This window comes from Sphingomonas faeni, assembly GCF_040407565.1.
In the GTDB taxonomy this organism is placed as follows: domain Bacteria; phylum Pseudomonadota; class Alphaproteobacteria; order Sphingomonadales; family Sphingomonadaceae; genus Sphingomonas; species Sphingomonas faeni_F.
Genome location: NZ_JAPZPR010000004.1, coordinates 432,392 through 455,602, shown reverse-complemented (window position 1 = coordinate 455,602; position 23,211 = coordinate 432,392). Strand labels below are relative to the sequence as shown.

The window sequence follows — 23,211 nt, the reverse complement described above, 5'->3', positions numbered from 1 at the left end:
CTCGGCGCACCCTGGCCGGACGAAAGACGACCGCGACGGGCAGGTCTCCTGGCTCGCGGGTCAACGCCGTCCGCGCCGCCTTCTCGGGACTATCCCAATGGCATGAGGCACGATGGCTCGCCGCGTACAGTTGCAGGGGCAGCCGGGTGTTTCCCGTTCCCATTTTCATTTCCCTACGCGTCGCCGCCTCGGGAAAACCTGTCGCGGGAGAAGCGATACGCGGGTAGCTTGGGGGACGCAAGACGGCGGTGCGCCGTTGGGCGTTCGCACCAACAGTTCCCCCAACCGCTCGTCATCCTGACGAAAGTCAGGACCCAGGGTAACGGGCGGTGGCCTTCGTGGCTCTGTGTCCTGACTTTCGTCAGGATGACGGACGATGGTTGCACCAGCTCGTAAAGTACGAAGCCGTCTAGAACTCCACGCCCGCCTGCGCCTTCACCCCCGACCGGAACGGGTGTTTCACCTGAGTCATCTCCGTTACCAGGTCAGCCATCTCGATGAGCGCATCCGGCGCGTTGCGTCCGGTTATGACGACGTGCGTCATCTCGGGCTTGCCCGCCAGTGCCGCCAGAACTTCGTCGACGGGCAGATAGTCGTACCGCAGCACGATGTTCAGTTCGTCCGCTACCACCATCGCATAGGAGGGGTCCGCGATCATCCGCTTGACCTCGTCCCACGCCTCGCGCGCCACCGCAATGTCTCGCGCGCGATCCTGCGTATCCCAGGTGAACCCCTCCCCCATCGGCTTGAACTCGCATAACTCCGGGAACGCGTCGAAGACCGCCTTCTCGCCCGTCGTCATCGCGCCCTTTACGAACTGCACCACGCCGACCTTGCGGCCATGGCCGATCATCCGCACCGCCATGCCGAACGCAGCGGTCGACTTGCCCTTGCCCTTGCCGGTGTGGACGATGATCAGCCCCTTCTCGATCGTCTTGCTCGCGACGATCTTGTCGTGGACCTCCTTGCGCTTGGCGCTCTTGGCATTCTGCTCGTCGTCGGTCCGCATGGTCATGTCCTCTCCTGCACCCGATGGCGGATCGCGCCGCGCGGCGCTAGAGCGACCGACATGCTCCGCATCACCGACCTCAAGCTCCCGCTCAACCACGCCGACGAAGCGCTCCCCGCCGCGATCCGCGACCGCCTGCGCGTCACCCCGCGCGACCTGATCCGCTACACCATCGCTAGGCGCGCGCACGATGCCCGCGACAAGATGGACATCCAGCTCGTCTATTCGGTCGACGTCACGCTGAAGAACGAGGACACCGTCCTAACCCGCTTCCGCAAGGATCGCCACGTCCAGCGCACGCCGGATACCGGCTACCGCTTCGTCACCAAGGGCGGCGCGAGCTACACTGGCCCCCGCCCGGTGGTGGTCGGCGCAGGACCTTGCGGGCTGTTCGCAGGCCTGATCCTCGCGCAGATGGGGTTCCGCCCGATCATCCTCGACCGCGGCAAGGTCGTCCGCGAGCGCACCAAGGATACCTGGGGCCTCTGGCGCAAGAGCGTCCTCAACCCCGAATCGAACGTCCAGTTCGGCGAGGGCGGCGCCGGCACCTTCTCCGACGGCAAGCTCTGGAGCCAGATCAAGGACCCGCGCCACTTGGGCCGCAAAGTCCTGACCGAGTTCGTCAAAGCCGGCGCGCCGCCCGAAATCCTCACCGAAGCGCACCCGCATATCGGCACCTTCCGCCTCGTCACGATGGTCGAGAGCATGCGCGAGACGATCGAGGCACTCGGCGGCGAATACCGCTTCTCGACGCGCGTCGACGGCCTCGACATCGTCGAAGAGGCCGGCACCCGCCAACTTCGCGGGCTCCACCTCAGCACCGACGACTATCTCGAAGCCAACCACGTCGTCTTCGCGGTCGGGCACAGCGCGCGCGACACGTTCGAGATGCTTCATGCCAAGGGCGTCCATGTCGAAGCCAAGCCGTTCTCGATCGGCGTTCGCATCGAGCATCCGCAATCCTGGATCGACGAAGCCCGGTTCGGGCCGTGCGCGGGCCACCCCGATCTCGGCGCCGCGGCGTACAGCCTGTCGCACCACTGCAAGAACGGCCGCACCGTCTACAGCTTCTGCATGTGCCCGGGCGGCACCGTCGTCGCAGCGACCTCGGAGGAGGGGCGCGTCGCGACCAACGGTATGAGCCAATATTCGCGCAACGAACGCAACGCGAACTCGGGGATCGTGATCGGCATCGATCCCGAGCGCGATTATCCCGGCCACCCGCTCGCCGGCATCGAACTCCAGCGCCACTGGGAATCGCGCGCCTATGTCGCGGGCGGCTCGAACTACAAGGCGCCCGCGCAACGCATCGGCGACCTGCTCGCGGGCCGCGCGTCGACCGCGCTCGGGTCGGTGATCCCATCGTACAAGCCGGGCGTGCACATGACCGACCTGTCGGAATGTCTACCGGAGTTCGCGATCACCGCGCTGCGCGAGGCGCTGCCCGCGTTCGGGCGCGAGATACCCGGCTACGATCATCCCGACGCGGTGCTGACAGGCGTCGAGACGCGTACGTCCTCACCGGTCCGCATTACCCGCGGCGACGATTTCGTCAGTCTTAACACCGCCGGGCTGTTCCCGGCGGGTGAAGGAGCCGGCTATGCGGGAGGCATTCTGTCCGCGGCGGTCGATGGCATCAAGGTCGCGGAAGCGGTTGCACTGAGCATGGTCGGGTAAAACCCCAAACGGGCCACGTCGACCACGTCCGCAAACCAAACCACCCCGGCGAAGGCCCAGGCGCAGTTGAAGGACGGCCGTAACTTTCGGGCGGTTCCCGCTTACGAAAACCTTGCCGATTGGGCCCCGGCCTCCGCCGGGGTGGTATGCGGTCGTGGATGCAACGCCCCTATTTCGCCCGATCAGGCCGTGTCTTGATCAGCCAGGCCCGCGGCAAACCCGTCGGCTTGGCCACGCCGTCGAGCCGCCGCGCGCTGACCAGTGCCACCCGCTTCAGGATCATCTGGTCCTTGAACGCATCCATCCCGCCGCCAGTCGGCTTGGCGAGAATGCGCTTCACCACGTCCATCCCGGCGACGACATGCCCGAACGCCGCGTACCCCGGATAGCCCGCGCGCGCGTCCATCGCCGGCGCCGGACCGACGGTGATGAAGAAATTGCCCCCCGCCGACGCCGGGTTCATGCCCCTCGCCATCGAAATCGTCGCATCGCCGTGCTTGATCCCGGTCTGCGCGGTGGTCTCGAGCGGAAACGGCGGCAGGATGCGCCGCGCATCGGTGCGGATCCCGGCCTGGATGAAGCCCGTCGTCGGCGACGATTTCTGGCGGCTCGCGCGGTAGAAATCGGTTCCGTCGAAGCGTCCGTCATCGACATATTCGAGGAAGTTCTGCGTCGTCTTCGGCGCGTGCCGCGCATCCAGCGCCAGCAGGATCGGCCCTTCCGACGTAACGAGGCGGACGCGCACCGTGCCCGGCTTCGGTCCCGCCCGGTTCGCCGCTTGCGGAGACCCAGCGCCGGCGAGCGTCGCAACGGCCAGCAGCCCCATCATCACACGCCGCATCTTCGATTACTCATGCCTTTACCGATCGATGTCGGCTAGCCGTCCGTCTCCGGCGAGGCAAGCGGGCATGGCGTGACAGCCGGTCCAGTCGTAGAAGCTCCGCCCGAGCAATCCCTCCCGGCGGCGGCGGAGTACGACACGGCTTTCACGATCCACCCCCTCAAATATACCGAGGGATCGGCCCCGATTGCGGCGTCTGGTCCGGCAGATCGACCATCATCTCATCGACGAAACACCAGCCCCAGCCTTCGGGCGGATCATAGCCTTCGATGATCGGATGCCGCGTCGCGTGGAAATGCGCGGTCGCGTGGCGGTGTGGGGAATCGTCGCAGCAGCCGACATGCCCGCAGCTTCGACAGAGCCGAAGGTGCACCCATTCGCTCCCCATCTTCAGGCATTCCTCGCATCCCTTCGCGCTCGGCACGACCGGGCGGATCGTCTCCATATGCGTGCAACCGTAACTCATCCTGCCTCCTGTTCCGCCGCCGCGGCCAGCGCGACATGAATCTGCGCAACCACCGCCGCCCCCTCGCCGACCGCGGCGGCGACGCGCTTGGTCGAGCCCGCGCGGACGTCGCCGATCGCGAACACCCGCGGGCGGCTCGTCTGCAGCGCGAGCGCCGCGGTGCCGGTGACGATGAACCCCTTGGCGTCGGTATCGACACAGCCCTGCAGCCAGCCGGCGTTCGGATCGGCGCCGATGAACAGAAACAGGTGGCGCATCTCGCAGCGCGTGGTCGATGCGTCGCCGCGATGCCGAAAAATCGCCGCGGTCAACCCGGTCGCGCCATCGCCCTCGAGCCCGACGACCTCGGTGCCGACATACAGCGTCACGTTGGGCAACGCGGCGATCCGGTCGATCAGATATTGCGACATCGTCGCCGCCAGCGGTCGTCGCACGATCAGGTGCAGATGCTTCACGCGCGGCGCGAGGAACACCACTGCCTGCCCCGCCGAGTTTCCGCCGCCGACCAGCGCGACTTCCTGGCCCTCGCACAGCCGTGCCTCGATCGGCGACGCCCAATAGGAGACGCCCGCGCCCTCGAACATCGCCAGGTCGGGGATGTCGGGCCGGCGATAGCGCGCGCCCGACGCGACGATGACGGTCCGCGACCGCACGCGCCGATCGCCCGGCAGCGCGAGCACCAGCGGATCATCCTCGGGTCGCGCGTCGTCGCAATCGAGCAACGCCACTTCGAGCGGCACTGCGATCTCCGCGCCGAATTTCAGTGCCTGGTTGAACGCACGTCCCGCCAGCGCCTGCCCCGAAATGCCGGTCGGGAAGCCAAGATAATTCTCGATCCGCGCCGACGCGCCAGCCTGCCCACCGATCGCGCGCTTGTCGAGCACGATCACCGACAGCCCCTCGGACGCGGCGTACACCGCCGCCGCCAGCCCCGCCGGTCCCGCGCCGACGATCGCGACATCGTACACCATGTCCGGATCGAGATCGGGCGTGATGCCAAGGCATGCCGCCACCTCGACATCGGACGGCCGCTTCAGGATCGTCCCGTTCGGACACACCACCAGCGGCAGGTCGCCGCGCAGCACGCCGATCCGCTCGACCAGCGCCCGGCCCTCCTCGTCCGACGCGGCGTCGAGCACGATGTTGGGATAGCCCGATCGCGTGAGGAAGCCCTGTAACCGGACGATATCTGGGCTTCCCGGCACGCCGACGATCACGGTCCCGCCGCTGCCCTGCTCGATCAGGCCGACGCGGCGCAGGATCAGCGCGCGCATCACGATCTCGCCGACGTCCGCCGACCCGACCATCAACGCGCGCAGATGCGCGGGATCGAACGGCAGCGCGGTGCAGCCATCGGCTCCGGCCCGGCCGCCGGCGAGCGATGGCCGCCCCGCCAGCTGGTTCACCTCGCCAGTGATCTGTCCAACCCCGTGCGAGGTAATCGGGGCTTCGTGGCTCAATCCGTCGCGACGGATGACCTTGATCGATCCGGATAACACCAGCCATGCCGGCGCGCCCTGTTCGCCGATCGCATAGATCTGCTCGCCGGCGGAGAAAGTGCGCGCCGGCCCGCTGGCGAACCGCCTCGCCGTTGCCAGCTGGTCAGCGTCGAGCACCGGGAACATCTGGTGCTCGCGCGATCCGCCGATGGTCATGCCTTTGCCACCGGTTCGAGCCCGAGCAGCACGGTCGGGATCAGCTCGGAGACGGTGGGATGGATCGGCACCGCCCAGCGCAGCGCGTCGAGTGTCTGGTCGGCGTTCATCATGTCGAGGATGCCGTGGATCGCCTCGTCGCCGCCCGTCCCGAGAATGGCCGCGCCGAGGATGCGCCGTGTCCCGGCATCCGCGACGATCTTCATGAACCCCTTGGTTTCGCCTTTCTCGACCGCGCGCCCGACGCGGGTCATGGGCCGTTTCGAGACGAGAACCGGTCGCCCGGTCTTCTCCGCTTCGGACTGCGTCATCCCGACACGGCCGAGCGGCGGATCGGTATAGAGCGCGTAGCCGACCAGCCGCTCGCTCAGTGTGCGGTCGTCGCCGTCGAGCAGGTTCGCCGCAACGATCTCGAAGTCGTTATAGGCGGTGTGCGTGAACGCCCCGCGACCGTTGCAGTCGCCGAGCGCCCACACGCCAGGCACGTTGGTCTGGAGCAGATCGTCGACGACGATATCTCCTTTGCCATCGGTCGCGATGCCCGCAAGATCGAGGCCGAGATCGTCGGTATTCGGCCGCCGCCCGACTGCGAGCAGCACATGGCTGCCGACCAACACCAGCTCTCCTGCGTGGCAATCGACCGTCACTGCGACACCAGAGTCGTGCGCGGCGAAGGCGATGCAGTTCGCGCCGGTCCGCACCGCGATCCCCTCGTCCTCCAGGATCGCGCGCACTGCATCGGACACGTCGGCATCCTCATGCGCGATCAGTCGCCGGCCGCGTTCGACTATGGTCACGTCGGCGCCAAACCGGCGGTACATCTGCGCGAACTCCAGCCCGACATAACTTCCGCCGATCACCACCAGATGCTCGGGCACGAGGTCCAGCGCGACCATGTCGGTATTGTCGAGATGCGGAACGTCGCCGACGCCCGGCATGTCCGGCACGCTCGCGCGGCCGCCGACGTTCAGGAAGATGCGCGGCGCGGTCAGTTCCGCATCGTCGACAGCGATCACGTTTGGCCCGGTGAACCGCGCATGCCCGCGAATGAGCGTGAGCCCGGCCATGTCCCCAAGCCACCGTTCGTTACCGGTTCGCGCGTCCAGCACCACCTTTCCCGCGCGCGCCGCGACGGCCGGCATGTCGACCGAGACTGCGCCGGTGACGATGCCGAAATCCTGCGCGCGTCTTGCAAGATGGGCGGCATAGGCGCTCGCCACGAGCGTCTTAGTCGGCATGCAGCCGGTGTTGACGCACGTTCCGCCGACCAGCTTGCGCTCGATCAGCGCCACCGTCATGCCGGCCGCGGTCAGCCGGCCAGCGAGCGGCGGCCCGGCCTGCCCGGCGCCAACGATGATCGCATCGAACCTCTGCATCACGCCGCCACCGCTAGAGCGCCGAAAACACCAGCACCGCCAACAGGATCGCGACCGCGTCCTCGATCAGCGCCGCCGGTCGATCGCTGCCGAACGCCGACGCCAGTCCCGCGCGCGCCGCGGCACCGCCATAGGTGCCGATCACCGCACCGACGATGCCCATTACGAAACCGGGCAGTGGCGCTGCGATGCCATAGCCGATCGCCGCGCCCGATAGTCCCCCCAGCACCATACGTGCAGCGAATTGTGCGGGCACCTTGCGGCTTGGCGTCGACGGCAGTTGGTCGGTGATGAGTTCGCCGATCGCAAACAGCGTGAAGATCCATGGTGTGAACCGCCACCCCAGGAACGCCAGCAAAGTACCCTGCAACGGTAACGCGCCGCGGCTTGCCGCCCATGCGATCGCGGTGGGCGCCATCATCGCCCGCAATCCCGCAACGATTCCGATCGCAAGCGCTAGCAGAAGTCCTTCGACGAGCGGGGGGACGAGCATGGCGTTCTCCGATCCGGCGTGAACCCGATTTATTCCACGCGCCTCCTCCATCGTCAAATCGTAACGCTATCGATATGATCCGAAAACGATGGAAGGGCGCCCTTCGACGGGCCAACGCACTGGAATCAAGCGGGAACGCCCACCGCCATTGCCCGCGATTTATTTTGCCGCAGTCGCCTCAATCTCGACCAGGAACGCGGGGCCGGCGAGTGCGGCGACCTGCACGGTCGATCGCGCGACCGTATTGGGGTTGTCCGCGGTGCCAAAGAACATCTTGAAGGCGTCGTTCATGCCCGCAAAATCCATTTTGCCGCCGAGCTTCGGATCGCCCGCGACGAACACCGTGAGCTTGATGATGTCGCTCATTGCATAGCCTTGCGCGGCGAGGATCGTCTTGATCTTCGTGAACACGCTGATCGTCTGCGTCTTCGTATCGCCGAAATCAGCGATCGTCAGGTCGGCAGGTGCAATTTTCCTGCTCGGATCGACCTGCGCGGCGAGCTGGCCGCTGAGATACAATGTCGTCGCGCCAGCCGGCACCGTGACGCCCTGCAGGATAAGACCCGGTGGCGTATTGGCGTGCCGAACCACCGCGCCCTTGGTCGTGGCAGCCGAGGCCATGCCCGGCATCGCCAGCACACAGGCGATGACTGCGGCAATCGTTCCGGTCGTGATCTTCATTGCGTATCTCTCCCTCAATTTTACTCGAACGGTTCGGACGCGGCGGTTCGTCTCGCCGCGCCCGATCTCTCAGAAGCTTACGTTCACGCGGGCATAATAATAGCCGCCGTTGATCCCGTATGGGCTGAAGGTCAGCGGTGCGTCGAGCTGGTTGCCGCCGCCGACCAGCGTGTTGTTGGTCGTGCCCGGAACCAGTCCGAGCGTCGGCGACTTCTTGTTTAAGACGTTGTTGGCACCGAACGACAATTCCAGATCGTCGGTTGCCTGGAAGTTCAGTTCGACGTCGCCGATGAACGCGGTGCCGATCTTCTGCGTGTAGAACGTCCCGCCATCCGGGCTGTATTTCGACGAGCTCTTTCCGTAGACGGTGCCGCGCAACGTCATCGAGACCTTGTCGATCGAGTAGAAGGTCGATCCGATCAGCTTTACGCGGGGCGACGCGGTCTCGATGTTGGCGCGGGCGCCAGCGTCGAACAGCAGGATGTTGCCCAGTGCGGTCGGCGCGGCGGCCAGCTTGGTGATCTTGGTCGTGTTGTAATTGCCCGACAGCGTCCAAGTCGCCTTGCCGTAATCGCCGAAATCGCTGGCATAGCTGGCGACTAGGTCGACTCCGCGGGTGCGCGTGTCGGCACCGTTGGTGAAGATGTTGATACCGGTCTGGCTGACGGTCGCGTCGAGGACGTTGCCGTTGGCGCGGATCGCGGTGGTGACGATCGGGAAGTTCGTCGCGCCGCCGCTGCCGAAGATCGATCCCGTGCCGAGAATGCGATCCTCGATCTTCACCTGGTAGGCGTCGAGCGTGATCGTGAGGCGCGGGACTGGCCGGATGACCGTACCGAGACTGTAGTTGGTCGACTTCTCCGGCTTCAGATTGTCGAAGCCGATCAGTTTGGCGGCGGCCGAGTTCGCCGGAAGCTGGACGAACGCCGATGTCGGGGAGACGTTCGTCGCCGAGTAGAAGGACTCCGCCAGCGTCGGTGCGCGGAAGCCGGTCGAGAACGTGCCGCGCAACGCGAACGCATCCGAGAAGTCGTAGCGCGCCGTGCCCTTGTAGATGAACTTGCTACCGAAATCGGAATAATGCTCGTACCGGCCGGCGACATCGACCTTGAGGCCCTCGACCGGCATCAGTGCGAGGTCGATATAGGCGGCCTGGCTTTCGCGCCCGTTCACGCCCGCATCCGAATTGCGGAAACCGGGATAGGACTGGCCGCCTTCCTTGTAGGTCGATGCGGCATCGCCGGCACCGATCTCATAGACGTTCTTGCGATACTCGCCGCCGAAAGCGAGGTTGATCGGCGCTGCCATGCCGGCTTCGATCTCGTGCGTGAAATCGGCGTTGGCGGTGAACTCGCTCGACTTGAAGAACCCGTTGTAGAAGCTGGTCGGGGTGAAGCCGGTATCCGCATAGAGCGAGGCGTTGGCGGAATTGACGGTGTAAATCTCGTTCTTGTCCTGCCCGAACGTCGTCGACAGGTCGTAATGGAAGCCGCTGGCGTCGCCGCGCAGGCCGCCGGTGAACGCCATGTCCTCCTCGCGAATCTTCTCGCGCGGCGAGAAGCCGTTGACCGGGCTGTCGCCCTCGGGATCGAAATAGGTCGTCACGCCCGCCACGGTGCGCGAGACGCGGGTCGGCACGCGGACATTCTCGTACGCGCTGGCGATCCGTCGCGAGAACGTCCCGAAGCTGTAGACTTCGACACTGCCGAAATCATAGCCGGAGTTGAACTGGAGGTTGGTCAAACGCGATTGGGCGTCGCCGCTGATCTTGTTGACGTAGGGAAAGTCCGACATGCCGGGATACAGTTGTGACTGGATCGGCGTGATCGAAGGGCTGGTCGTGCTGGTAAGCAAATTGCCGTTGATATCGGTGACACGCCGATCGAGCCCGCCGACCTGCGTGAAATCATGATAGCGGTAGAAGCCGGTAACGTTGATGAACCCCGCATCGCCGAGCTTGGTCGCGAGATGCAGCGTGCCGGCATAGGTCCGACCGCCCGTATCGTAATTCTCGCCCGCGGTGATGTAGCCGTCGCCGCCTTCCTTGTCGTCCTTGAGGATGACGTTGATGACGCCAGCGATCGCATCCGACCCATATTGTGCCGCCGCGCCGTCCTCGAGCACTTCGATGCGCTTGATCGACGACGGCGAGATCAGGTCGAGATCGGCGGTTGCCGCACCTTGGTATGGGCCGCCAAGGACGGCGAGGTTCGACGTACCGTGACGGCGCTTGCCGTTGATCAGCACGAGCGTGTGGTTCGGGCTCAGTCCGCGCAACCGCGCCGACAGCGTCAGGTTGGCGGTATCGCCGCCGAACGCCTGCGCGGTAAACGACGGTACGAGCTGGGTCAGCACCTGGTTCAGGTTCGGCTGGCCGACATGGCTCATCAAATCGGCATCGAGCACCTTGATCGGCGCCGCGCTTTCGGCGGCGGTGATGCCGGTGGCCCGCGTCCCCGTGACGATGATGTCGTTGCCCGCGTCGGCGCTGGATTTGGCGGATGCCTGTCCCATCGCCTCGACGGCCTGGGCGTGAGCAGCAGTGATCGAAAGACTTGCGAGTGCCACGACGAGAGCACCACGTGAAATGCTGGTAACGGTCTTCATAAGGTTCCCCCCTTATTGGTGATCGCTCCCAGACACCTTCCCATTACGCATGATGATCTCAGCCATCTGTGCGCAGTTCACCACTTTCGAAAGCTAAGTTACGAACTCATATCCTCCAGCATTCTTGTTGAACCTTATGTGCATGGTTGCGGTAGTTTGTTATCAACGCAACTGATTCGACATAATATCGAAACCGGATCGTCTTTAATTATTGAAACGTTACTTTTAAGCAACGATCCAACAAGGCCGAGTGTCAGGCCGCTCGGCGCGACCCTTCGACCGAGGCTTGCGCGGCAACCCGCCGGGCGAGCGCCATCACCTGGCCTTGCGCGGACTGGATGCCGCCCTCCTGCCATCCCGGCGTCTGGCTGAGCGCGGCGGAGGCAAAATACACGCGCCCGTCGGGTTTCTGGAGCAGGCGGAATTCGGGCGTGTCGATATGCCCCTCCTGCCGTCCATTGGCGCTGCCCGTGTTCCAGTCCGGCCAAGGACCGAGGCTGTACGGAACCTTGTGCCAGTTCACCGCCAGCCCATTGACCAGATCGACGCCATGCCCGGGATGCAACCGGTCGATCACCCCACGCGAGAACGCGATCTGCTCGGCGATCGGACGCTTGGCGAACTCGGCCGCATTAGGGCCCGACGAGTAACAGCCGAGCAGCATGCCCCGCGCCGAATGCAAGCCGGCCGACGGATACCAGATCAGCGTGGTCGGGCCGCCGACGAACGAGATGCCGCCATAGATCTGCTCCCGCTCCCAGAAGCGCGGGCTTTCGAACGCCACCTTGTTCGAGTGATCATAGACCACGCCGGCGATCGTCTTCTTCAACGCCGGCGAGAAATCGGTGTCGATCTTGGCCAGCACCGGGAAAGGGATCGTGCAGATGATATAGTCCGCCGCGATCGTCTCGACGACGTCGCTCCCCTTGTCGCGGTAGACAACCTCGACGCCGCGCGCCGTGTGGCGGATCTTCGTTACCTCGGCGCCGCGGATCGCCGGGCGGCGGAGGTTGCGATCGAAGCCGGCATGGATCCGGTCCATCCCGCCGACCGGCTCGAACATCGTCGCCTGCATGTAGAGATTGTCTTCGAACAGTGTCATCGGCAGCCGTTCGTTGGCGAGCAACTGATCCATCGGCACTGCGCTGGCGGCCGACGAGAACGTCACGCCCGCCCCCGGCGCCGCGCCGAACCCCGATCGTTCGGTCCCGATAAACGCGCCTTTCTCGTCGAGATCGCCATACGCCTTGAGAAACGGCATCAGCTTCTGCTTGTCGGCCGCGGTCATCGCCTGATCGAGCGATCCCTGGTTGATCGCCTTGGCGAGCAGCTCGGCGATATGTCCGCGCATGTCGTTGATCGCGGTCCGCATCCGGATCTTGCTGCCGTTCTCGGCCATGACATAGGCCGAACGACTCGAGTTCACCTCGACCTCGAGCGGCACGCCGAATTTCTTCGCATAGCCGATCAGGCCCTGGTGAAAGCTCGGAATCCTCGCTGGTCCGGCGTTGAAGTAGATCCCGTCCGAGAATTTCGCGGTCTGCGTCGCCTCGCCGATCATCTCGATCTTGTCGCCGTCGCGCACCGTCCAGGCCCGTCCGCCGACCCGGTCGCGCGCCTCAAGCAACGTCACATGGAAGCCGGCCTGCTCCAGCTCGTAGGCGGACACCAGACCGGCGATGCCCGCGCCTAGTACGACGACATGGACCCCCTTGCCCAGGGTGGGCGTCAGCGTCGCGATGTCCTGGCCGTGCGCCTCGCCGATCAAGCCGCCGGTCATGCCCAACGCCTGCATCGCACCGAGCGTCGCTCCCAGCCCGCCGATCAAGCCCAGTCGTTCGAGAGCCGTCCTGCGAGTAATCGCAAGAGTGTCCGTACCAGTCTTGTTCGAAACAGATACCGTCCGTGTAGTTGTCTTCCCGCGTATGATCATCGAGGCCCCCGAGAACGGCACCCCTCCCCAGAGTGTGCCGAGTGTCAGAAACACCGTCGGGTAAAACCCTTCGGCGGCCTTCGAGATCATCTTCCCCCGTCAGTCGCGATGGACGGCAGGCTACGAGCGGAAAGGAACACCAATTGGTCCTATCCACGCGGCGTCCCGGCCCGTTGCATCTTTTCACTGAACGAGTCGGAGTGAACAGCGAAACGCAGCGTAACGCAATAGAAATATTTGGGCTCCCGAAAGCCGGTACTTGCAATTTTGCGACTCCCTGGCCCCCGTCGACGCCATTGTATTTCAAAACTACCGCGGATAATCCCCGGGCCATTCCGGCGACGCATGATGTTAGGGCGTGGCAATCCGGGAGGCTCGCGCCCCTTGAATTCGTTTCACTGCCCGGCCAACTCTCGCCCAACGAATTCAAGCGAAAGATCACCCGGACATCATGACCACCGACGCTCATCCAGTCGAAGCCGGCGCAACCGCAACAGCCGCCTCCGAAACTGCAGCCCCAGCAACGCATGCCTTCGAGGCGGACGTCTCGCGGCTGCTGCACATGATGGTGCATTCGGTCTATTCGGATAAGACCGTGTTCCTGCGAGAGCTGATCTCGAACGCCGCCGATGCGTGCGAGAAGCTGCGCTACGAGGCGTTGAGCGCGCCCGAACTGCTCGGAGACGAAGCCCGTACGCAGATCGCGATCACACTCGATCCCGACGCGAAGACGCTAACGATCGAGGACAACGGCATCGGCATGACCGCCGACGACATGGCCGAAGCGCTCGGCACGATCGCGCGGTCGGGCACCAAGGCGTTCATGGACCGGATTGCTGCATCCTCCGGGGCGGACGGCGCGCAGTTGATCGGTCAGTTCGGCGTCGGCTTCTATTCGGCGTTCATGGTCGCCTCGAAGGTCGATGTCGTCTCGCGGCGCGCCGGGGCCGACACTGCCTCGGTCTGGTCGTCGGACGGCCTCGGCACCTACACGATTGCGCCGATCGACGCGGCCGGCGCTCCGGCACGCGGAACACGGGTCGTGCTTCACCTGCTCGACGACGCCACGTCCTACACCGAGCGCTACACCGTCGAGCGGCTGATCAAGGACCAGTCGGGTCATGTGCCCGTCCCGATCACGCTGCGCGAAAAGCCCGATGCCGAACCGGTCGAGATCGCCGACGGCGCTGCACTCTGGACAAAGCCTAAGGCGGACATCACCACCGAAGATTATGCGGACTTTTATCGCAGCGTGTCGGGCCAGTTCGACGAACCCGCACTGACGCTGCATTACCGCGCGGAGGGGCTGCACGAATATTCGGTCCTCGCCTACGTCCCCGGTGCCAAGCCGTTCGACCTGTTCGATCCCGACCGCAACGGCCGGATGAAGCTGTACGTGAAGCGCGTCTTCATCACCGACGATGCCGAGGTGCTGCCGCGTTATCTCCGCTTCATGCGCGGTCTGGTGGATTCGTCCGACCTGCCGCTCAACGTCTCGCGCGAGATGATCCAGGAGAGCCCGATGCTCGCCGCGATCCGCAAGGGCGTGACCGGCCGCGTGCTGGCCGAACTTGACAAGCTCGCGACGCGCGATGCCGAGGCGTACGCCAAGATCTGGGAGAATTTCGGTGCGGTCCTGAAGGAGGGTCTGTACGAGGATTTCGAACGGCGCGAGGCGCTGCTCAAGCTCGCGCGCTTCAAGACCACGACGTCGGGCGGCGCTTGGCGCTCGGTCGCCGACTATGTCGCGGCGATGAAGGAGAACCAGACCGCGATCTATTACGCGGTCGGCACCGATCTAGACCGGCTCGAGGCGTCGCCGCAGCTCGAAGGGTTCCGCGCACGCGGGATCGAGGTGCTGCTGCTGCCGGACTCGGTCGACGGCTTCTGGGTGACCGCGGGCATCGATTCCGACGGCAAGCCGTTCAAGTCGGTCACGCAAGGGGCGGCCGACCTGAGCCTGATCCCGCTCGCCGATGGCGTGACTGCACCGACCGCCGACGCGACGCCCGAAGTCGCGGACTTCATCGCGTTCGTGAAGACGACACTCGCCGATGCCGTGTCCGAGGTTCGCGCGTCCGAGCGGCTGACCGACAGTGCGGTGTGCCTGGTCGCGGCGGATAGCGGCATGGACCGCCAGCTCGAACGGATCCTCGCCGCAAGCGGCCAGGCAATGCCCGCCGCCAAGCCGGTGCTGGAGATCAACCCGCGCAGCCCGCTCATCGCCAAGCTCGCCGCGCTCGGCGAGGACGAGACGGCGCTGCGCGAGGATGCCGCGCACCTGCTGTTCGACGAGGCGCAGATCGCCGATGGCGAGCGTCCAATCGACGCACGTGCGTTCTCGGGCCGCCTGTCGCGGCTGTTCGAGCGCGCGCTCGGCTGAACATTCCGGGCCACGGTGCTGCATGATTTGCGGAACCGTGGCCCAGCGACTAACCCGCTCGCAAAGTTCAAGGAGCAGGACATGTCGACCATAGTAGACCGCCGCCAGCTGCTGACCGGCGGCGCGGCCATCGCCGGCCTGTCGCTCGGCTCGACCGCCGCATTCGCCGAGAACGACCGGATCGAGAGCCTGATCGCCAGGATGACCCCGGCCGAAAAGGCGGGCCAGCTCAGCTGTTTCTCCGACCAGATCCGGCCGATCGGCGTGCCCTTCAATCCCGGCCTCGCAACCGGTGGCGCAGCAGAGCAGATCGCCCGGATCAAGACCGGCCAGATCGGCATGCTGTTCAACGGCGTCGGCTATGCCGGCGCAAAGGCCGCGCAGGATGCGGCGATGGCAACCCGGCTCAAGATCCCGCTGATCTTCGCGGGCGACGTCATTCACGGCCTGCGCACCGCCTACCCGCTGCCGATCGCCGAGGCCTGCGCGTTCGACCCCGACCTCGCCGAACGCACCGCGCGCGCCGCGGCACTGGAAACCACCGCGCTCGGGATCCACTGGACGTTCGCGCCGATGGTCGACGTCGCCCGCGACCAGCGGTGGGGCCGCGTCGCCGAAGGCTCGGGCGAAGACCCGTATCTCGGGATCCAGCTTGCGAAGGCGCGCGTCCGCGGCTTCCAGGGCGAGAACCTGCGCGACCCGACCCGCGTCGCCGCCTGCGCCAAGCATTTCGCCGCCTATGGCGCGGTATCCGGGGGGCAGGATTACAACTTTACCGAGATCTCGCCCGCGACGCTTCACGAAGTCCACCTCGCACCGTTCAAGGCTGCCGTCGACGCGGGCGTCGCGACGTTGATGAGCGCGTTCAACGATATCGACGGCGTTCCTTCCAGCGGAAATCATTGGCTGATGACCGATCTGCTGCGCGGGCAATGGCGGTTCCGCGGCATGGTCGTCGGCGACTACACCGCCGACGAGGAACTGATCGCGCACGGCTATGCCAAGGACGGTCGCGATGCGGCGAAGAAGGCATTCATGGCCGGGATGGACATGGCCATGCAGTCGAACCTGTTCAATCTGTGGCTGCCCGACCTGGTCGAGAAGGGCGAGGTTCCTCTCGCACGGCTGGACGAAGGCGTTCGCCGCGTGCTCCATCTGAAGGATGCGATCGGGCTGTTCGACAATCCCTATCGCTCGGTCAGCCAGAAGGCGGAACGCACCAGCGTCTCGACGCCGGCGATGCTGAAGCTCAGCCGCGAGGCGGGGGCGCGTTCGATCGTGCTGTTGAAGAACGAAGGCAACCTGTTGCCGTTGAAGAAGAATCCCGGTCGCGTCGCGCTGATCGGTCCGTTCGCCGAGGATCGCCAGAACGTCGTCGGGACCTGGGCGTTCATGGCCGACGAGACGCTCAACGTCTCCGTCGCCCAAGGCCTTCGCGCGCGTGGCGTCACCGTGACGACGTCCCCTGGCTCGGCGATCGAAGCACCCCTGCCCGGCGGGATTGCCGCCGCGGTTGCCGTCGCACAAGCCGCCGACATCGTGTTGCTGGCGATCGGTGAGTCGCAGCTCATGTCTGGCGAGGCGCAGTCGCGGACCGACATCACCATCCCCGCGCCGCAGATGGCGCTGGCCGAAGCGATCGCAGCGACCGGCAAACCGGTTGTCGTGTTGCTCCGCCATGGCCGCGCACTCGCGCTCCACGGCGCGGTGAAGGAAGCGCCGGCCATCCTCGCGACTTGGTTCCTCGGCTCGCAGAGCGGCCATGCGATCGCGGACGTCCTGTTCGGCGACGTCAACCCGTCCGGCAAGCTGTCGGCGAGCTTCCCGCGCGAAAGCGGGCAGGAGCCGTATTTCTACAACCACAAGAACACCGGCCGCCCCGCCCCCGACACCGGCAGCCAGGAATACAAGTCGCGTTACCGCGAGACGAAGAACGAGGCGCTTTATCCGTTCGGTCACGGCCTCAGCTATACGAGCTTTGCGGTATCGAACGTGTCGGTCCCGGCGAAAATGACCGGCACGCTCAGCGCGACCGCCACCATCACGAACACCGGCGCCCGCGCGGGAGACGAAGTGGTCCAGCTCTACATTCACGACCGGGTCGCCAGCCGGACGCGGCCCGTCCGCGAACTCAAGGGCTTCGCACGCGTCTCGCTATTGCCCGGCGAGTCCAAACGCGTGACATTGACCCTGAAGCGCGACGATCTCCGCTTCTGGGGCGACGGCGACTGGGTGATCGAGCCCGGCATGTTCGACCTCTGGGTCGCCACGAACTCGGTCGATGGCGAGAAGCAGAGCTTCGAACTCGTTTAGACGATCACATCCGCACGACCCGGGTGCCGATCCGCTCGGCCTCGTCCGGGTCGTGCGTGACCATCAGGATCGGAAGCTTGAGTACGTCGCGGACGTGTTCGATCGCGCGCAGGATCTCTTCTCGACGCGCGCGATCTAGCGAGGATAGCGGCTCGTCGAGGAGGAGGAAGCGGGGCCGGCTGAGTAGCGCGCGGCCGATCGCGACGCGTTGCGCCTCGCCGCCGGACAAAGTGCGTGGCCAACGATCGAGCAGATGACCGATGCCGAGGAAACCGATCCGCTCCTCGTATGCTTCCGTTTCGGTCCCCGCCCCGTACAGTAGGTTCGTGCGGACCCGCATGTGCGGGAACAGTCGTGCTTCCTGGAATACATAGCCCGCCCGGCGTCGCTCGGGCGGAACGTCGATCCCGTCTCCGAACAGTGTTTCGCCGTCCACTGCGATCCGCCCGCGATCGGGGCGAAGCAGTCCCGCGACCATGTTCAGTATGCTCGACTTGCCGACGCCCGAGGGGCCGAACAGCACCGTCGCGCCATCGCCTGCCTCCAGCGTCAGCGAGACGTGTGCGTCGCCCAGTCGTTTGTCGATGTCGATCTCAAAGGACATGGAGCCCCCGTCCCGCCCGCCGGGTCAACAGTTCGGACGCGATGAGAGCGATCAGCGACAATCCGACCGACACGCACGACAATCGCCAGACCATCGCATCCGCCCCCGGTTGCTGCAACGCCGAGTAGATCGCCAGCGGCAGCGTCTGCGTTTCACCGGGGACGTTGGAGACGAAGGTGATGGTCGCGCCGAATTCGCCAATCGATCGCGCGAACCCGAGTACCGCACCGGCCATGACGCCTGGAATGCTAAGGGGCAGCGTCAGCGTCCGGAACACGCGCCACGGGCCTGCGCCCAGCGTCCGCGCCGCATTTTCCAGCCGGCGGTCGACCGCCTCGATCGACAACCGCATCGCGCGCACCATCAGCGGCAGCGCCATCACCCCCGCCGCGATAGCCGCACCGGTCCAGCGAAACAGCACGGTCACCCCGAACCAATTCTCCAACCACGCGCCGAGCGGACCGTTGGGGCCGAATGCGAGCAGCAGCAGCCAGCCGGTCACCACCGGCGGCACCACCAGCGGCAGGTGAATCGCCGCATCGACGATGACCTTTCCGGGAAAGCGGACACGCGCGAGCAGCCACGCGAGCGCAAAGGCGATTGGCAAGGTGACCAGCATCGCCACGCCGCCGACCTTCAGCGATAGCGCGACGATCTCCCATTCGGCCGCATCGATCATCTAGCGCGCGGAGAATCCGTAGCGGACGAAGATCGCCTTGCCCTCGCGCGAGACGAGGAAGCGGCGGAATGCCTCGGCGTCCGGATTGGTCGATGCCTTAAGCCGCGCGACCGGATAGGTTATTGCGGGGTGCGTGTTTTCGGGAAAGACGCTGGCGATGCGAACCTTGGCGGACGCCTTCGCATCGGTCGCATAGACGATCCCGAGCGGCGCGGCGCCGCGTTCGACCAGCGCCAGCGTCGCTCGCACGTTCTCGGCGCGGACCACGCGCGGCGCGACCTGCGCCCAGACGCCCAGTTTTTCGAGCGACGCCTGCCCGTATTTTCCGGCTGGAACCGCGGTGTCCGCCATCGCCAGCGGACCGGCGGTCAGCACGCGCGCGAGCGCCGCGGGCGGGCGCACCGGGATCCGGATCTTGCTGCCGGCCGGCGCCGCTACGACCAGGCGATTGCCGAGGAAAGTAACCCGGGTCGAGGCGACGATCAGGTTCTTCTTCGCGAGCTCGTTCATCCAGTCTTCGTCGGCCGAAACGAACAGGTCGGCGGGCGCACCGGACTCGACTTGCCGGGCGAGCGCCGACGAGGCGGCGAACGAGATGGTCGGCTTGATATGGCCTTTCCTCGCCCAGACGTCGGCGGCGGCGGTCAGCGATTCCTGCAGCGATGCGGCCGCAAGGACGAGCGGCGGACGCTGTGCCTGCGCGCCGCTCGCGGCAATACTTGTCGTTACTGCCGTTACGACGATCAGATACCGCATGCGCTTTCCTCGATCAGACACCCAATGATATACGCCGATATACAGAGCTCGATCATAATGCCACCGGTGCCGCTACGTTCCGCGAGGTCCGGTTCGAGAAGATATCGCCCGCCTATCCTGCCCGCGGGAGAGACGGCAGAACGCCCTTCATCAGTTGGCGGTCACGCGTCCTGTCCGCGCCAGCTTACCCCAGCCGACCAGCGGCCCCCTCAACGCCTGCGCGATCGCCTTTAGAACAACATAGTACATCACCTGGCGGTAGCCGATCCGCTGCGGGATCAGCAGCCAGAGCAAGCGCCAGCGTTCCTTGCGCTCCAACGCGAACGCGATCGTCGCGGCGAGCAGGTCGATCGCTGTGAAGATCAGCCAGTATGCCAGCATCGTGTAGACGTCGTGGCTTGTCTGCTCCCAGCCATGCGCCTGCACCGCGACATAGGTCGAGGCGAAGCTGACCAGTAGCGCGAGGTCGATGATCGGCGAGATAGAGGCGAGCACGATCTGGAACACGATCGCCTGCGGCAACCCGACCCAGCCGAGCCCGCGCGGATGCGAACTCCCAATCGCCGAACGGTGCTTGTAGAGGCACTGCAACGTCCCGAATGCCCAGCGGAAACGCTGCTTGGCAAGTGCACGCATCGTCTCGGGCGCCTCGGTCCAGGCGATCGCGAACTGGTCATATTGCACCTTCCAGCCATGGCGCTGGATCGCGATCGTGAGGTCCTGATCCTCGGCAAGCGTATCGTCGGGATAGCCGCCGACGCTGCGGATAGCCTCCAGCCGCCATGCGCCGACCGCCCCCGGCACGACGGTCATCGCGTTCAGCCGCGCGAGCGCACGGCGTTCAAGATTCTGCGCAGTGATGTATTCGAGCGCCTGCCATTTGGTGATCAGGTTGACGCGGTTGCCGACCTTCGCGTTACCCGCGACCGCGCCGAGCTTCGGATCGTCGAACCAGCGCGCGAGCCGCGCAATCGTCATCGGTTCGAACTGCGTATCGGCGTCGAGCGCGATCACGATCTCGCCTCGCGCCAGTTCGAGCCCGCGGTTGAGCGCCCGCGCCTTGCCGCCGTTCTGCAGCGTCAGCAGGCGGACGCGGTCGTCGCCGGCGAACGCCTCCGCGACGACGCGGCTGGTGCCGTCGCTCGATCCGTCGTCGATCACTATGACCTCGATCGCGACGTCGTTCGACGCCAGCACGCCCTCCACGGCGCGGACGATCACGCGCTCCTCGTTGAACGCGGGGATCATCACCGTCACGAACCGCGACGGATCGATCGCCGGGAACACCGTCTTCAACTCGCGGCGTGCCTGGATCAACGCGAGCGCGGACAAGGACAGCGCGCGCAGAATACCGATCGTGATGGCGATGCCGAAGATCCAGCGTAGCGCGACGACGATGCCGCCAAGCGTGCTGAACAGCGCAAGATCGGCTACAGCGGCGACACGGTCGCTCGACGAGATCACCGGCATCGACTGGTTTCGCGACAGCCCGGCGAGCGTCGAGACGGGGACGAAGCTGTAGCCCATCGCCCGCAACCGTTCGATGATGATCGGCAGCGCGGCGACGGTTTCGGCGCGGTTGCCGCCGGCGTCGTGGAGCAGAATGACGTTGCCGCTACGCTCGGGATTGCCCGCCTCGACGCCCGCAATGGTCCGGTCGATGATCGCCTGCACGCCGGGGCGCTTCCAGTCGTCGGGATCGACGTGGAGGCCGACCGAGATATAGCCGCGCTGCTGCGCTTCGAGGGCGGGAAGGATCTCGTCCGCGGTGCTCGGCTCGGCATCGCCGAAATAGGGTGCGCGGAACAGCCGGAGCGAGCGGCCGGTGAATGCCTGGAACAGCCGCTGCGTGGTGTTCAGTTCGTACTTTACCTGCCGCTGAGAGACGTTCGCGAGGTTGGGATGCGTATAGGTATGGCTGCCGATCTCATGGCCTTCGTCGACCATCCGCTGGAGCAAAGACCGCTCGGTCAGCGCATTCTCGCCGATCACGAAGAACGTCGCGGGCGCATGCTCGCGCTTGAGTACGTCGAGAATTTGCGGCGTCCATTCGGGGTCCGGGCCGTCGTCGAACGTCAACGCGAGTTGCTTCGGGCGATAGCCGGTGCGGACCACGACATAGGGCGACGGCATCCGCGTGAAGTTGACGTCGGCGATCGTGCCGTCCTTCGCCGGCACGGCGTCGCGAATGCCGGTGACGGGTTCGGCGGCGATCTTGAGGATCTCGCCGCTGCCCTCGATATCGACATTGGTGCCGGCGGGCATGTTATCGATCGAATCGGGGATCGGCAGCTTCCGGTGATCGCGACCCCAGATCGACCAGAGCCCGGGATCTTCGGAGCCGAGACGCCAGAGCGCCACGCTGCCGAGACCCGCCTTTTGCAGGAACGCGATCTGGTTGTACGCCGACGCCGCGTCCAGCAGCCAGACCTGATGCTGCACCCCGCCCTCCGAATAGGCGAAGCTGCTGTTGCCGCTGGTCTTGTCGAAGGTCGGTACGGTGCCCGAATCGGCTGCGGCCTGCCACGCCTCCTCGACGTCGAGTGCGTCGCCGTTGCCGGCATCGGCGCCGGCATGCCAGTCATAGGCATAGGAACCGATCGCGACGACCAGCTTCGACGGGGGAATGCCGCGCGCCGCGTCGGCGACCATGCGCGCGAACCAGCGTTGCGACGCGATCGGGCCGGGCGCGCCGCCCGTCTCGTGCTCGTCATAGGCCATCAGGAAGACCTTGTCGGTCACCTTGGCATAGGCGGGCAGGTTCCAGTCGGCGTTGGCGACCGGCGCCGCAATCGCAACGACCCAACCGCGCGGGGTAAAGCGCGCGCGCGTTTCGGCGAGGAAGGCGCGATAATTGGGCTGCGCCGATGCGGGCAGGTCCTCGAAATCGTAGAACACGCCGCCGGCATGGTTCGCGCTGAGGAACGGTACGAGTTTATCCAGGAAGGCTGCGCGGGCCTTCGGATCGGCGAACAGCGCGGCGCTGCCCGCACCGTCCCAGTTCCCGTCGACCGCGTTCTGCACCATCGGCAGGATCATCGGGCGGTGGACCGCCTTGTTGAGGATGTCGCGCCCAGCCTGATCACGGAACACGGTGACGTGGTGATCCTTGCCGGTGATCGAGACCCAGCCGGGGATCAGCCAGTCGAGCTGTTCGACATGCCGCGCGAGGCTCGCCGTGCTGGCTTCGTCCCACGGCGCGTGGAAGGCGATCGCGAGCGGCGGGTTGGCGCCGTTGCCGACACCGGGCTTGGCTGCGCTCGTCCCGAACAGCTGCTTGGCGTAGTAATTGAGGTCGCGCCGGGTCTCGCGGAGGATACCGCCCCGCGGTGCGGGCAGCTTGTGGAGCGCAGGATGCTCGGGCTCGATCGGGAGCAGCGGCGCAGTCGGTACCGCGCCGATCGAGACGGCGAACATCGCGATCGACAGCAGCAGCAGGGCGATGAACGCGGCGACGCCAAATGTGAACCGCCGCCGACGACGGCCACTTGCATCATAGAATACGGGATTGAGTGACATGGAACGAGTATCAACCGGCCGAAGGAAAACGGCAACTCGCCGCGACATTGCGCTACAATGCCATTTGCGCCCACGCTGCTGAAAAATGCGTCACGCTTGGTTTAGTTAGCGACGGAGGTTCTACTGCATCCCCTCCCGCATGAAGTCGGCAATTCGAACGATCCTCCCCCGCCAGGGGGAGGTGGCACCGAAGGTGACGGAGGGGGAGGAACACACAAC

16 protein-coding genes and 1 riboswitch are annotated in these 23,211 nt (G+C 65.5%); of the genes, 3 read left to right on the top strand and 13 right to left on the bottom strand.

Annotated features, from left to right (window positions below; translation table 11 throughout):
• Positions 1-21 precede the first annotated feature (21 nt).
• A riboswitch (cobalamin riboswitch) is annotated at positions 22-217 on the bottom strand.
• Between the two features lie 192 nt (positions 218-409).
• Positions 410-1,015, bottom strand: coding sequence for a cob(I)yrinic acid a,c-diamide adenosyltransferase (gene cobO / locus O6Y00_RS11005; RefSeq protein WP_353442626.1), 606 nt, complete (start codon positions 1,013-1,015; stop codon positions 410-412).
• Between the two features lie 54 nt (positions 1,016-1,069).
• Here cobO and O6Y00_RS11000 point away from each other — a divergent pair, with 54 nt between their 5' ends.
• Positions 1,070-2,686, top strand: a complete 1,617-nt coding sequence (locus O6Y00_RS11000; RefSeq protein ID WP_353442625.1) for an NAD(P)/FAD-dependent oxidoreductase — start codon at positions 1,070-1,072, stop codon at positions 2,684-2,686.
• Between the two features lie 169 nt (positions 2,687-2,855).
• On the opposite strand, the gene O6Y00_RS10995 is transcribed toward O6Y00_RS11000, so the two are convergent.
• The 8 genes from O6Y00_RS10995 to O6Y00_RS10960 all read right to left on the bottom strand — a co-directional run bounded on the left by O6Y00_RS10995 (position 2,856) and on the right by O6Y00_RS10960 (position 12,633).
• Positions 2,856-3,527, bottom strand: coding sequence for a peptidylprolyl isomerase (locus O6Y00_RS10995; RefSeq protein WP_353442624.1), 672 nt, complete (start codon positions 3,525-3,527; stop codon positions 2,856-2,858).
• Positions 3,528-3,687: 160 nt separating this feature from the next.
• Positions 3,688-3,993, bottom strand: a complete 306-nt coding sequence (locus O6Y00_RS10990; RefSeq protein ID WP_353442623.1) for a UBP-type zinc finger domain-containing protein — start codon at positions 3,991-3,993, stop codon at positions 3,688-3,690.
• Positions 3,990-5,648, bottom strand: a complete 1,659-nt coding sequence (locus tag O6Y00_RS10985) for an FAD-dependent oxidoreductase (protein ID WP_353442622.1) — start codon at positions 5,646-5,648, stop codon at positions 3,990-3,992. Before O6Y00_RS10985 ends, O6Y00_RS10990 begins: the two co-directional genes overlap by 4 nt.
• Positions 5,645-7,027 carry an FAD-containing oxidoreductase gene (locus O6Y00_RS10980; RefSeq protein ID WP_353442621.1) on the bottom strand — a complete coding sequence of 461 codons (1,383 nt, stop codon included), beginning with the start codon at positions 7,025-7,027 and terminating at the stop codon, positions 5,645-5,647. Before O6Y00_RS10980 ends, O6Y00_RS10985 begins: the two co-directional genes overlap by 4 nt.
• Positions 7,028-7,037: 10 nt before the next feature.
• Positions 7,038-7,517, bottom strand: coding sequence for a DUF4126 domain-containing protein (locus O6Y00_RS10975; protein WP_353442620.1), 480 nt, complete (start codon positions 7,515-7,517; stop codon positions 7,038-7,040).
• A 159-nt stretch (positions 7,518-7,676) separates the two neighbouring features.
• Entirely contained in the window at positions 7,677-8,198 is a 522-nt protein-coding gene (locus O6Y00_RS10970) for a RidA family protein (RefSeq protein WP_353442619.1), read from the bottom strand.
• A 69-nt stretch (positions 8,199-8,267) separates the two neighbouring features.
• Positions 8,268-10,805 carry a TonB-dependent receptor plug domain-containing protein gene (locus O6Y00_RS10965; RefSeq protein WP_353442618.1) on the bottom strand — a complete coding sequence of 846 codons (2,538 nt, stop codon included), beginning with the start codon at positions 10,803-10,805 and terminating at the stop codon, positions 8,268-8,270.
• Between the two features lie 253 nt (positions 10,806-11,058).
• Positions 11,059-12,633, bottom strand: a complete 1,575-nt coding sequence (locus O6Y00_RS10960; RefSeq protein ID WP_353442617.1) for a flavin monoamine oxidase family protein — start codon at positions 12,631-12,633, stop codon at positions 11,059-11,061.
• A 556-nt stretch (positions 12,634-13,189) separates the two neighbouring features.
• On the opposite strand from O6Y00_RS10960, the gene htpG reads away from it, so the two are divergent.
• Positions 13,190-15,121, top strand: a complete 1,932-nt coding sequence (gene htpG / locus O6Y00_RS10955; RefSeq protein WP_353442615.1) for a molecular chaperone HtpG — start codon at positions 13,190-13,192, stop codon at positions 15,119-15,121.
• Between the two features lie 81 nt (positions 15,122-15,202).
• Entirely contained in the window at positions 15,203-17,434 is a 2,232-nt protein-coding gene (locus tag O6Y00_RS10950) for a glycoside hydrolase family 3 N-terminal domain-containing protein (RefSeq protein ID WP_353442614.1), read from the top strand.
• Positions 17,435-17,438: 4 nt separating this feature from the next.
• On the opposite strand, the gene O6Y00_RS10945 is transcribed toward O6Y00_RS10950, so the two are convergent.
• From O6Y00_RS10945 to O6Y00_RS10930, 4 genes are all read right to left on the bottom strand, one after another.
• A complete protein-coding gene (locus O6Y00_RS10945; protein WP_353442613.1) occupies positions 17,439-18,038 on the bottom strand; it encodes an ATP-binding cassette domain-containing protein in 600 nt (199 codons plus the stop codon).
• The gene (gene modB, locus O6Y00_RS10940) at positions 18,028-18,717 is read right to left on the bottom strand and encodes a molybdate ABC transporter permease subunit (RefSeq protein WP_353442612.1); all 690 of its coding nucleotides are present in this window, start codon (positions 18,715-18,717) and stop codon (positions 18,028-18,030) included. Before modB ends, O6Y00_RS10945 begins: the two co-directional genes overlap by 11 nt.
• Positions 18,718-19,473 (bottom strand): molybdate ABC transporter substrate-binding protein, encoded by a 756-nt coding sequence (gene modA / locus O6Y00_RS10935; protein ID WP_353442611.1) that lies wholly within the window; start codon positions 19,471-19,473, stop codon positions 18,718-18,720.
• 150 nt (positions 19,474-19,623) lie between these two features.
• Positions 19,624-22,992, bottom strand: a complete 3,369-nt coding sequence (locus O6Y00_RS10930) for a polysaccharide deacetylase family protein (RefSeq protein WP_353442610.1) — start codon at positions 22,990-22,992, stop codon at positions 19,624-19,626.
• Positions 22,993-23,211 lie beyond the last annotated feature (219 nt).

What these genes read in the sequence shown, in the direction of transcription:
- cobO (WP_353442626.1), bottom strand. Translation starts at nt 1,015, where the DNA reads ATGACCATGCGGACCGACGACGAGCAGAATGCCAAGAGCGCCAAGCGC.
- O6Y00_RS11000 (WP_353442625.1), top strand. Translation starts at nt 1,070, where the DNA reads ATGCTCCGCATCACCGACCTCAAGCTCCCGCTCAACCACGCCGACGAA.
- O6Y00_RS10995 (WP_353442624.1), bottom strand. Translation starts at nt 3,527, where the DNA reads ATGCGGCGTGTGATGATGGGGCTGCTGGCCGTTGCGACGCTCGCCGGC.
- O6Y00_RS10990 (WP_353442623.1), bottom strand. Translation starts at nt 3,993, where the DNA reads ATGAGTTACGGTTGCACGCATATGGAGACGATCCGCCCGGTCGTGCCG.
- O6Y00_RS10985 (WP_353442622.1), bottom strand. Translation starts at nt 5,648, where the DNA reads ATGACCATCGGCGGATCGCGCGAGCACCAGATGTTCCCGGTGCTCGAC.
- O6Y00_RS10975 (WP_353442620.1), bottom strand. Translation starts at nt 7,517, where the DNA reads ATGCTCGTCCCCCCGCTCGTCGAAGGACTTCTGCTAGCGCTTGCGATC.
- O6Y00_RS10970 (WP_353442619.1), bottom strand. Translation starts at nt 8,198, where the DNA reads ATGAAGATCACGACCGGAACGATTGCCGCAGTCATCGCCTGTGTGCTG.
- O6Y00_RS10965 (WP_353442618.1), bottom strand. Translation starts at nt 10,805, where the DNA reads ATGAAGACCGTTACCAGCATTTCACGTGGTGCTCTCGTCGTGGCACTC.
- htpG (WP_353442615.1), top strand. Translation starts at nt 13,190, where the DNA reads ATGACCACCGACGCTCATCCAGTCGAAGCCGGCGCAACCGCAACAGCC.
- O6Y00_RS10950 (WP_353442614.1), top strand. Translation starts at nt 15,203, where the DNA reads ATGTCGACCATAGTAGACCGCCGCCAGCTGCTGACCGGCGGCGCGGCC.
- O6Y00_RS10945 (WP_353442613.1), bottom strand. Translation starts at nt 18,038, where the DNA reads ATGTCCTTTGAGATCGACATCGACAAACGACTGGGCGACGCACACGTC.
- modB (WP_353442612.1), bottom strand. Translation starts at nt 18,717, where the DNA reads ATGATCGATGCGGCCGAATGGGAGATCGTCGCGCTATCGCTGAAGGTC.
- modA (WP_353442611.1), bottom strand. Translation starts at nt 19,473, where the DNA reads ATGCGGTATCTGATCGTCGTAACGGCAGTAACGACAAGTATTGCCGCG.
- O6Y00_RS10930 (WP_353442610.1), bottom strand. Translation starts at nt 22,992, where the DNA reads ATGTCACTCAATCCCGTATTCTATGATGCAAGTGGCCGTCGTCGGCGG.